Origin of the sequence: uncultured Brevundimonas sp., from assembly GCF_937863155.1 — a bacterium.
Classification (GTDB): domain Bacteria; phylum Pseudomonadota; class Alphaproteobacteria; order Caulobacterales; family Caulobacteraceae; genus Brevundimonas.
Genome location: NZ_CALMFB010000052.1, coordinates 19,645 through 28,126, shown reverse-complemented (window position 1 = coordinate 28,126; position 8,482 = coordinate 19,645). Strand labels below are relative to the sequence as shown.

The window sequence follows — 8,482 nt, the reverse complement described above, 5'->3', positions numbered from 1 at the left end:
GCTGACCCACAGGTCGCGCTTCCAGAAGACGCCGGCGAACCGGCGCTGGGGATAGAGGTGGTCGGTCAGCGTCGCCGCCGTGATCGCCACCTCGTCGAACTCTCCGATCTCGCAGTAGGCGCACAGCGGGTGCGACCGAAGGTGGCCCTTCGACGCCTTGTCCCAGGCCGTGGTGTAGCCCCGCTCGCGGGCCGATCCCCGCCGGGCGTCGGCCTCGCGATTCTGATCGCGGCGCGTGCGCTGGCCACGCGGCCGGAAGGTCGGCGGCATGACAGGCAAGGCAGGCTCCGGGCCATGAAAAACCCGCCGGGCCAGGGGCCGGGCGGGTTCTCTCTAGACGCAGTCCTACGCCTGGTCCTTTGGATGCATTTAAGTTGAACACTTTGTCAAGCCGTGTCGTCCCCGAGCGCCTCATAGAAGGGCTGCATCTTCTCCAGGGCCGCGTCGAGGAACAGCCACGCGGCATCCACCAGGCGGGCCCTCGCACCGCCCGCGCGATGGCCGAACAGCGACCACCCCGTATCGGTCATCGTCAGGCCGAACACCAGCACCGCCCACGCGGCCGTGCGTTCCTGCCGGTTCAGCGACCCGGTCGCTTTGGCCACCCGATCCATGGCGATGATCATGCGCAGGGGTTCGGCCGCCGTGCCGCCGCCCAGCCCCTCGCCATACGACCCGGTCAACTTGCCGATGGTCATGGCCTCCACGTCCCGGGCGAACCGCTCGCCCGCCCAGGCCCGCGCCCGATCGAACCCGGCCCGCTCAAGCTGGGCCTCCAGGCTCACGGCCCGCAGCACCGGCCGCAGACTGATCTCGCCCGCCTCGGGCACCCTGATCTGCGCCATGGCCACGTCGTCGCGCATCATCCGCTCAAGGGTCGGCAGGCCGCCGGCCATGCCGGTGGACCGGCGCATCTCTTCGCGCGTGGCCATGGCCCGGCGCACGACGGCCAGGGCTTCGGCGTTCACGGCCAACGCCGCCGCCGCCGGCGGCAGGTCCCGCAACCCCGAGGCCTTCCGGCCTCGTTTCTTACCTTCGGTCTGTTTTGTGATCGCGATCATGACTCCACCCACACACAAGAACCCGAGGACACACCCACAAACCCCGCCGCCGGACGCACCGGACGATACGGACCCGTCCGCATCCGTCCGCACGACGCGCGCCCGCGCACCCGCCCGCTAACCCTCAACCCGCCGCAAAGGTCCGGACTGTCCGTACTGTTCAGAAGTGGCGGTCTTTCAATCACTTGTCGCCGGACAAACACGGATGGCCGGACAATGCCGACTGTCCGTATCGCGCCGCGCGGCGACGGCGGCCTCCTATCCTCCACCATGCGAAGGTCCGGACTGTCCGTCATTGTCCGTCGCCGAACGGGTTGTCGTGATCGTCATCGGCCGGGAAAAAGCCGCCGGCGCCGTCGCCCTGATCGGACGCGTCGTCGTCCCGCGCCCGCGCCTCGGCCTGACGGTCGTCTTCAAGCTCGGCGATGGTCTTCAGCCGCGCGCCGCGCCGCATGATGTTCCCGCGCCCGTCCTTGCCGTCGCGCAGGATTTGCCGTTCGCCCAGGGCCGTGCCGAACGCCCGCTGCGTCATCACCCGGGCGTCGCTGTCCTGCTTCTCCACCCACTCCTTGTAGTCGCGGTAGAAGTCGCTGGCGGGCGTGCGCGCCGTCCGGTCCACCACCACCCGTTCAGCCAGCCATTCGCCGAACGGGCTGGACCCCTTGCGGTAATCCTCCAGCGCCTCATCGACCCGCCGGGGCGGATCGAGGCCCTGTTCCAGCCAGTCGCCGACGCCCGCCAACAGCCAGTTCAGAATCCCCGGCCCCTCGTCGCGGGCCAGGTGCAGATCATAATCCTTGATCCGGTCGGCCTTGCTGACCCGCACCTCCCACAGCACGATAAACACGCGCCGCCAGATGCCTTCATCATCGCCCTTGATCACCGGGCGGGTGTTGCACTCCAGGAAAACCTTGCCCTTGGGCTTGAACTCGAACTGTTCCTGCCTCAGCCGCCGCGCCGGCAGCGGCGCGCCGCCAGTGAAGCTCTTGATCATGGCTTCGTTCAGCTTGGCCCCGCGCGGCGGCTCGGCCGTGCACACCATGCGCGTTTCGCCCGCCAGGCGCGCCACATCCGACGACGCGTCCGACCCCGATCGCGGGCCGGTGTCCAGGAAGGTCTTCACATCGGCCGTGGCCGCATAGTCGCCCAGGATGCGCCGGATAGCCCCGATGAAGGTCGATTTCCCGTCGCCGCCCAGGCCCTGATAGATGAAAAACGCCTGCTCCGACGTGTCCCCGGTGATGCCATATCCCGAGATCCGGCGCAGGAAATCGCGCATCGGCGCCATGGGCTGCCATTTGGCCAGGGCCTGTTCCCAGGCCGGCGCCTCGGCCTTGGGCTCATAGTCCACGTCCATCACCCGGGTGTTCCGGTCGGCCGGATCGTGCGCCTGGCGGAAGCCCAGCTTCCACCCGCCCGAAACCTTGGCGAACCGCAGGGTCCCGTTCCGCACATTGAACATCAGCGGATCACGATCGAACGCCTCAAGCTCGACCAGCAGATAGGATTCCGCCTGGCCCAGCATGGCCTCCGTCCGGCCCTTGTTGCCGCTGGACCGCGCGAATTCATAGAAATCCACCACGCCGGGGTCGGGCTTGTCCTTCCGGGGTTTGCGCGGCGGCCCGGCGTCCAGCGCCGCCTCACGCCGCTCGGCCTCGCTCTGGCCCTCATCGCCCGCCGGGGCCGCTTCGACCCCGGCCGCCGGCGCGGCCTTGCGCTTGCCCGAGGCATGGTCGGCGAACGCCTTGGCCTGGGCCCACAGGCCCTCGGCCACCCGATGCGCCAGCTTGCGCGCCAGCGACGGCCCATGCGCCAGGTTCCAGCGCACGCCGTCGAACGCGATCCATCCGTGGTCGCGCAGATACAACAGACGCGCCCCGCTCAGGTCCACCGCCTCATCGTCGCCGAACACCCCGCCCGCCATGCGGATCAACCGCTTGGCGTTGCCCAGGTCGTTCAGTTCGAACCACATCAGCTCGTCCGGAGACGGGGCCGCCGCCAGGCCCGCAAAGGCGTGAAATCCATCGGCGCTCATTCGCCGCTCTCCTGAAGCTGATCGTTGAAATCCAGTCCGGCCGCCGGCGCGATCACGCGAACCGGGTTCGCCCCGGCCTCGCGCCACGCCTGGGTGGCCAGGGCGCCGCACACCCGCGCCCGGTCGTCGCTGTCCAGGCGGCGCTGGCGCCGACGCCCGCCGGGGCCGCGCACCGGCACGGTGACCGGCCCCATGTCCCGATCCACCGCGATCCACACCGCGCCCGCCTCGGGCCAGGTGAAGGCCGGGCGCGCCGGGTCGGCGCTGGGGGTGTCCACGTCGTAACGGCCGCGCTCATCCGCCCGCCATCCGCCCGACAACGCCCCCAGCGACAGGGCCGCCGCCATGCGCGGCACGGCCCCGAACTGCTGCGCATACAGTTCGGCCGCCGACCCCGTGGTCTCGATCCCCTCGGCCACGATCAGCGGCCGCTCGGCCCAGTCGCCGTTCATCGGACTCAACAACGCCCCGCCGGGGCGTCCGTGTCCGGTCTGGGGGCCCAGCATGGTCTTGGCCCGCTTCACCCGGGCCTTGCCCCGGCCGTCCGCGCGCAGGAACGTCAGATGCACCCCGCCCGTGCGCCCGTGATGGGTCCGGCGGATCGCCACCATGGCCGGCAGGATCAGGCCCCGTCGCCCGCCGCGCAGGGTCGTGGTCATCGCCCCGGGCGGCAGCATCACCCCGTCCGGGACGACGCCATAGAAGGCTTCGGGATGGTAGCGCAGTTCGGCGCACATCACCTCGCGCACCGCCCCGCCGATCCGCCGATGCTCCAGATACCGGTCCACCAGCGACCCGGGCGAGATCCGCCGGCTCTCCCGCGCGATCCGCGCCGCCGCCTCGGCCTTGCGCGCCGCCTCGGGGTCGGCGCCCCTCTCCCTGGCGGCCGCCGGCGCCGGGCCGCTGACGATCTCCGTCCGCGCCGCCGGGGTCCAGGTCTCGCCCGCGAACCGTTCGGCGATCTCGCGCGGCGACCCGCCGCGCATCAACTGTTCCAGGCGGATCGCGTCGCCGCCGCGCGCGCAATCTCCCAGGCCGGCGAAACAGCCCCAGCGCCCGGTGGCGTCATCCACCCAGAACGGGCCGTCCTTCAGTTTGCCCTCGCCCGCCTTGCACACCCGGCATTCGCCGCGCAGCCGCCGCCCGACCCGGCCCAGCTTGCCGCCGGCCACCTCACTGACCTTGACCTTCTCCCGGGCCCGGTCGAACAGTTCGGACAGGTCGCTCATGCCGCGATGTCCAGCAGGCTGGGCTGGACGGCCGCGGCGGGGGCCACGTCATCGAGCAAGCTCAGGCAATCCCCCAGATAGAGCGTGCAGCCGCCGATGATCTCGCGGCGGCCTGTCACTGCGTCACCGCCTTCCACGGGCGCAGGGCGGCCTTGATCTCTTCCAGGTCCGACGCCAGCAGGCCGAACACCTCATCGGCGCATCCCGCGCGAACCCGGTTCGCCGGCACGATCAGCCACGGCCGCGCCAGGCTGCTGGTCTCATAGACCCGGCCCACCCCTATGGCGCGCCCGTCCAGATCGCGCACCATCGCCACATATCCGTCCGCGTCCACGGCCGCGACCGACAGAACCAGCCAGCCGTCATCGGCCCTGGACCAGGCCACGATCAGGTCGCCATGAACCGCCTGATGACGGTTCAGGAAGGCGCGGATCGGAAACGGGACGACGGTCATCACCCGGCGCGCCTCGGCCCGCCAGCCGTTCCGCCAGGGCGTCCATCGTCTTGGCGGCCTCGCTCAACAGCCGGTCGGCCGTCGCCGTCAGTTCGGCGCGCAGGGCCTGAATCTCGGCGTTCCAGGCCGTGGCCGCTTCGCTCACATCGGGGCCGAACCCCAGGGCGTCGCGCATCTGGCTGACCCAGGCGAACGGCACGTTCAGGGCCTCGGCCACCGATCGGTCGCTATGGGCCCCGGACCAGCACCCCTGGTCCTCCAGATAATGGGCGAACAGTTCCTCGCGGATTCGACGCTTGTCGTCCGGCGTGGGCTGGCGGGGCGGCTCGGCGGCCATCGGCGGCTCCTTGATCGTCTCGGGTTTGGCGGCCTTGCGCCGCTGGCATTCGGGGCACACGCCCCCGGCGGGCTTCACCCGGGCCCAGCCCTGGCGGCGGAACGCCCGCTCCACCATTTCGCCGGGCATGCCCTGCCGGGTCCTGTCCCGCAGGCGGCCCTCGGCCCCGCACCGGCACGCGACCAGGCGGTAACGGACCCCCTGGCCCTCTTCGACTTCGGTGATGGCGCGATAGGTTCCCGACATGGCGGTCCCGCCCCGGCGCGCGAACGCGCCGGGGCGACCTTCCTCACATGCGGCCGAAGAAGGCGCGGCGGCCGGTGGCGCTGGCCACCTCGTCCACCACCTCCTTGAACACCGCCTGGCGCACGTGTTCGCGGTTGTGCAGCTTGATACCCAGCAGCAGCCCCGCGCCCTCTTCCAGACGCCAGCGCAGGAAGGCGCCGATGGCGTAGGTCCGCCCGCCGAAATAGACGGGGATGCGCAGCATGAACTTCGTCGGAATCTCCACCCCGCCCTTGGTGGTCGCGGCCGAGGTTTCGTCCGTGTATTCGAACGTCTCATTGTCCGACGCCGTGCGCACGGCCTTGGTGAAATTCACCTTGCGGCGCGCCTGAAGGTCGCGGCACGTCTCCAGCAGGTCGGCCGCGTCCGGGGCCTCGATATCGACGGCGTTCTCTTCCAGGAACCGGGCGAACTCCAGCTGGCCCATCAACTGCCCGTCGATGGCGGTCCAGGTCTCCCACTCCACCGATTTCGGCAGGGTCAGGGTCGCCGTATGGGCCACCCGGCCCGCCTCGGCCGGGTCGTGATAATCCAGGGCCCCGACGATCCGGTCATGGGCGATGTCGGCGAACAGCACCGTGCCGTCGCCATCGAACCGGTCCAGATAGTCGATCAGGCTGGCGGACGTCTGGATGGTGACCGCCTGGGCCACCCAGAGCGGCGCCGGGGCCAGCTGCCCCCCCTTCTCCGACACATCGTAATGCGACGCCCCGCCGCCTTCGGCCGGCAGGATCAGCAGCTCACGACCGCTTTCGGTCTTCAGGATTGCGGGGGTCACGACCCCCCGCCGGGCCAGGTCGGCCACGGCGTCGGCGTTGGTCCTGTCGGTCATGGACAGGGTCTCCTCTGTTCAAACGTGGCTGGTGTGTCGCGCCCGCGCGCCACGGGGCGGGCGCGCGTCGATCAGTCCCCGACCGCCTTGGGCCGGGCCGGGCGTTCGGTGTCCTCGAACAGGCGCGTCTGCTCCGGATCGTCCCGCACCAGGTCGCCATCCGCGTTCGAGAAGAACACCGCGTCGGGCATGTCGGGGCGGGGCACGTCCGTGCTGATCGCCGCGCTCAGGGTCTTTTCCCAGCCGCCGTCCTTCGACGGCTTGACCTTGATCTTCAGGGTGACCGAACCGGCCTTGTTGGTCGCGTCGACCGCCTTGACCACTTCATGCAGGGCTTCGGTGGCGTCCTCGACGATCCGGCCCTTGCGCATCTCGCGCAGGACATCGGTGATGGGCCTCATGGGTGTCTCTCCTGTGGATGTTGAGGCGGGGAAAAATCAGTGGCCAGGACGGCCCTCAGACGGGCCGCGCCATCGGCCGACAGCCGGTAGCCCTGGCCCCAGACGTTGCGGATGCCCGCATCCAGTCCGCGCGCCGTCAGGCGTCGGCGGACCTGATGCATCTGGACCAGAATCGCGCGGCGCGGGTCCGCCAGCTCATCGCGACGGCCCAGACCCGGCAGGGCTCGGCTGGCCTCGTGCAGGGCTTCGAACGTCACGACCCTGCCGGCCCGTTCAGCCAGCAGCCGCGTCATCATCGCCTGACCGGGCGCCAGGGCCCGCGCCGCCTCGACCGGCGTCCGACCCACCAGGGCCCACAGCGCCCGGTCCACGTCCACCGGCTCCGCCTGCAGGGCGCGCGCGATCGGGGCCAGACCATGCCCCTGCTCGCGCCAGGCGCGCAGGGTTGCCAACAGGCTGGGGGTCCAGACCATGCGGATGCGGACGGTCACGCAGTCCTCGTCCTGGCCCTTGATGGCGCGGAACCACGGCCCGCTGACGACAGGCGCCTTGGCCACCACCTCCAGGGCGATGATCTGGCGCACGGTCGGCATGTCGGCCGCCGCCGGGGATTGCAGGACCGACACCCGCTGGTGCGACACGCCCAATTCCACGCCCGCCGCCTCGACCCCGCCGACCGCTTTCACCAGCTGCCGGAACAGGGCCTTGATCTCACCATCCGTCAGGCCCCGGCTCATTGCACGGCCCCGGCTTTTGCACCGGCGCCGTCGTCGGCCGGTTCGGGCAGGGTGGGGATATGACGTTCGTCAACCGACAGCCCATGCGCCGCCCTGTCCGCCGCGATCCATTCGCGGACGCGCATCGCCTTGCCCACCGTGATCTGCCCGCCGGCCTTGAGGCGCTCGACCAGCTTCCCGTCGTTCACGGCCATACGGCCCAGCGTCGAAGACGCGAGGGGAACGCCTGCGGTGGCGCGCGCCAGCAAGTGTTGTTCGATCTCGGTGATAAGGGCGTCCAGCATGAGGCGGGACGATGATGGGCGTTCGCCCATTCGTCAAGTGGGCATCAGCCCATTTTACCGCCATCGCGCTGCGGGCGGATAAGGGCGCATGAGTCTCACCCTGATCAAGCGGCGCATTCAGGAACGTCTGGACGCCACGGGCTTGGACATGAAGTCCGCTTCCCTTGAGGCTGGGCTGGGCGAAACCTTCGTTCGCGACATCCTCAAGCGCGATCGGGAACCTTCGGCCAGCAAGCTCCAGGACCTGTCACGCATCCTCGGATGCACCGTGGCCTATCTCGTGGGCGAGACCGACATCCTGGACGAAGACACCGCGCGTTCGGCGGGCGATCTCGTTACGGTGAACGAACACGATGTCCGCCTGTCGGCCGGGCCAGGCGCATTGTTCGATGAAGAGAGCGCCGTGGGCGTTTGGCGGTTTTCACGCGCCTACCTGGTGAACGAGCTTCGCCTCTCCCCCGCCTCCCTGGCCGTCGTGCAGGTCGAGGGCGACTCGATGGAACCCACCCTGCGGTCGGGCGATCGGGTATTGATCGATCATGCCGACCGCAACCCGGCCAAGCCGGGAATATACGCCATATGGGACAGTGACGCGACTGTGGTGAAGCGGCTCGAACTGGTCCCTTACAGCGACCCCACCGAACTTGTGCTGATCTCCGACAACAAGAACCACAACCAGTATAGGGTGCTGGCCGAACTGGTGAACGTCATCGGCCGCGTCGTCTGGTACGCGCGCAGGGTTTAATTCCGCTCGAAAATGCGAACCCGGTTCGCCCGCGTCGTTGGTGATGACGGTTTGACGCCTCAATAATGGGCGGTTGCCCATT

10 protein-coding genes and 1 pseudogene are annotated in these 8,482 nt (G+C 69.7%); 1 reads left to right on the top strand and 10 read right to left on the bottom strand.

What is annotated here, in order from left to right; translation table 11 throughout:
• The 10 genes and pseudogenes from Q0581_RS08020 to Q0581_RS07975 form a co-directional block, all read right to left on the bottom strand.
• Window positions 1-279, bottom strand: a pseudogene (locus Q0581_RS08020) (hypothetical protein); the annotation flags it as partial.
• Window positions 280-386: 107 nt separating this feature from the next.
• Window positions 387-1,004 (bottom strand): hypothetical protein, encoded by a 618-nt coding sequence (locus Q0581_RS08015; protein ID WP_298699229.1) that lies wholly within the window; start codon window positions 1,002-1,004, stop codon window positions 387-389.
• Between the two features lie 349 nt (window positions 1,005-1,353).
• Window positions 1,354-3,096 (bottom strand): phage/plasmid primase, P4 family, encoded by a 1,743-nt coding sequence (locus Q0581_RS08010; protein WP_298699227.1) that lies wholly within the window; start codon window positions 3,094-3,096, stop codon window positions 1,354-1,356.
• Window positions 3,093-4,325: a hypothetical protein gene (locus Q0581_RS08005; protein ID WP_298699226.1), complete on the bottom strand. Its 1,233-nt coding sequence runs from the start codon at window positions 4,323-4,325 to the stop codon at window positions 3,093-3,095. Before Q0581_RS08005 ends, Q0581_RS08010 begins: the two co-directional genes overlap by 4 nt.
• 115 nt (window positions 4,326-4,440) lie before the next feature.
• The gene (locus Q0581_RS08000; RefSeq protein ID WP_298699224.1) at window positions 4,441-4,710 is read right to left on the bottom strand and encodes a hypothetical protein; all 270 of its coding nucleotides are present in this window, start codon (window positions 4,708-4,710) and stop codon (window positions 4,441-4,443) included.
• Window positions 4,688-5,362, bottom strand: a complete 675-nt coding sequence (locus tag Q0581_RS07995) for a hypothetical protein (protein ID WP_298699222.1) — start codon at window positions 5,360-5,362, stop codon at window positions 4,688-4,690. The genes Q0581_RS08000 and Q0581_RS07995 overlap by 23 nt, the downstream gene beginning before the upstream one ends.
• A 43-nt stretch (window positions 5,363-5,405) precedes the next feature.
• Window positions 5,406-6,233, bottom strand: a complete 828-nt coding sequence (locus tag Q0581_RS07990) for a DUF2303 family protein (protein WP_298699220.1) — start codon at window positions 6,231-6,233, stop codon at window positions 5,406-5,408.
• Between the two features lie 71 nt (window positions 6,234-6,304).
• Window positions 6,305-6,634: a hypothetical protein gene (locus tag Q0581_RS07985; RefSeq protein WP_298699219.1), complete on the bottom strand. Its 330-nt coding sequence runs from the start codon at window positions 6,632-6,634 to the stop codon at window positions 6,305-6,307.
• Window positions 6,631-7,371 (bottom strand): helix-turn-helix domain-containing protein, encoded by a 741-nt coding sequence (locus Q0581_RS07980; protein ID WP_298699217.1) that lies wholly within the window; start codon window positions 7,369-7,371, stop codon window positions 6,631-6,633. Before Q0581_RS07980 ends, Q0581_RS07985 begins: the two co-directional genes overlap by 4 nt.
• Entirely contained in the window at window positions 7,368-7,655 is a 288-nt protein-coding gene (locus Q0581_RS07975) for a hypothetical protein (protein ID WP_298699215.1), read from the bottom strand. Before Q0581_RS07975 ends, Q0581_RS07980 begins: the two co-directional genes overlap by 4 nt.
• An 88-nt stretch (window positions 7,656-7,743) precedes the next feature.
• Here Q0581_RS07975 and Q0581_RS07970 point away from each other — a divergent pair, with 88 nt between their 5' ends.
• On the top strand, window positions 7,744-8,400 hold the full coding sequence (locus tag Q0581_RS07970; RefSeq protein WP_298699214.1) for an XRE family transcriptional regulator: 657 nt from the start codon (window positions 7,744-7,746) through the stop codon (window positions 8,398-8,400).
• Window positions 8,401-8,482: the final 82 nt, after the last annotated feature.

Coding starts and splice junctions, on each gene's coding strand:
- Q0581_RS08005 (WP_298699226.1), bottom strand. CDS start 4,325: ATGAGCGACCTGTCCGAACTGTTCGACCGGGCCCGGGAGAAGGTCAAG.
- Q0581_RS07990 (WP_298699220.1), bottom strand. CDS start 6,233: ATGACCGACAGGACCAACGCCGACGCCGTGGCCGACCTGGCCCGGCGG.
- Q0581_RS08010 (WP_298699227.1), bottom strand. CDS start 3,096: ATGAGCGCCGATGGATTTCACGCCTTTGCGGGCCTGGCGGCGGCCCCG.
- Q0581_RS07970 (WP_298699214.1), top strand. CDS start 7,744: ATGAGTCTCACCCTGATCAAGCGGCGCATTCAGGAACGTCTGGACGCC.
- Q0581_RS07985 (WP_298699219.1), bottom strand. CDS start 6,634: ATGAGGCCCATCACCGATGTCCTGCGCGAGATGCGCAAGGGCCGGATC.
- Q0581_RS07975 (WP_298699215.1), bottom strand. CDS start 7,655: ATGCTGGACGCCCTTATCACCGAGATCGAACAACACTTGCTGGCGCGC.
- Q0581_RS07995 (WP_298699222.1), bottom strand. CDS start 5,362: ATGTCGGGAACCTATCGCGCCATCACCGAAGTCGAAGAGGGCCAGGGG.
- Q0581_RS07980 (WP_298699217.1), bottom strand. CDS start 7,371: ATGAGCCGGGGCCTGACGGATGGTGAGATCAAGGCCCTGTTCCGGCAG.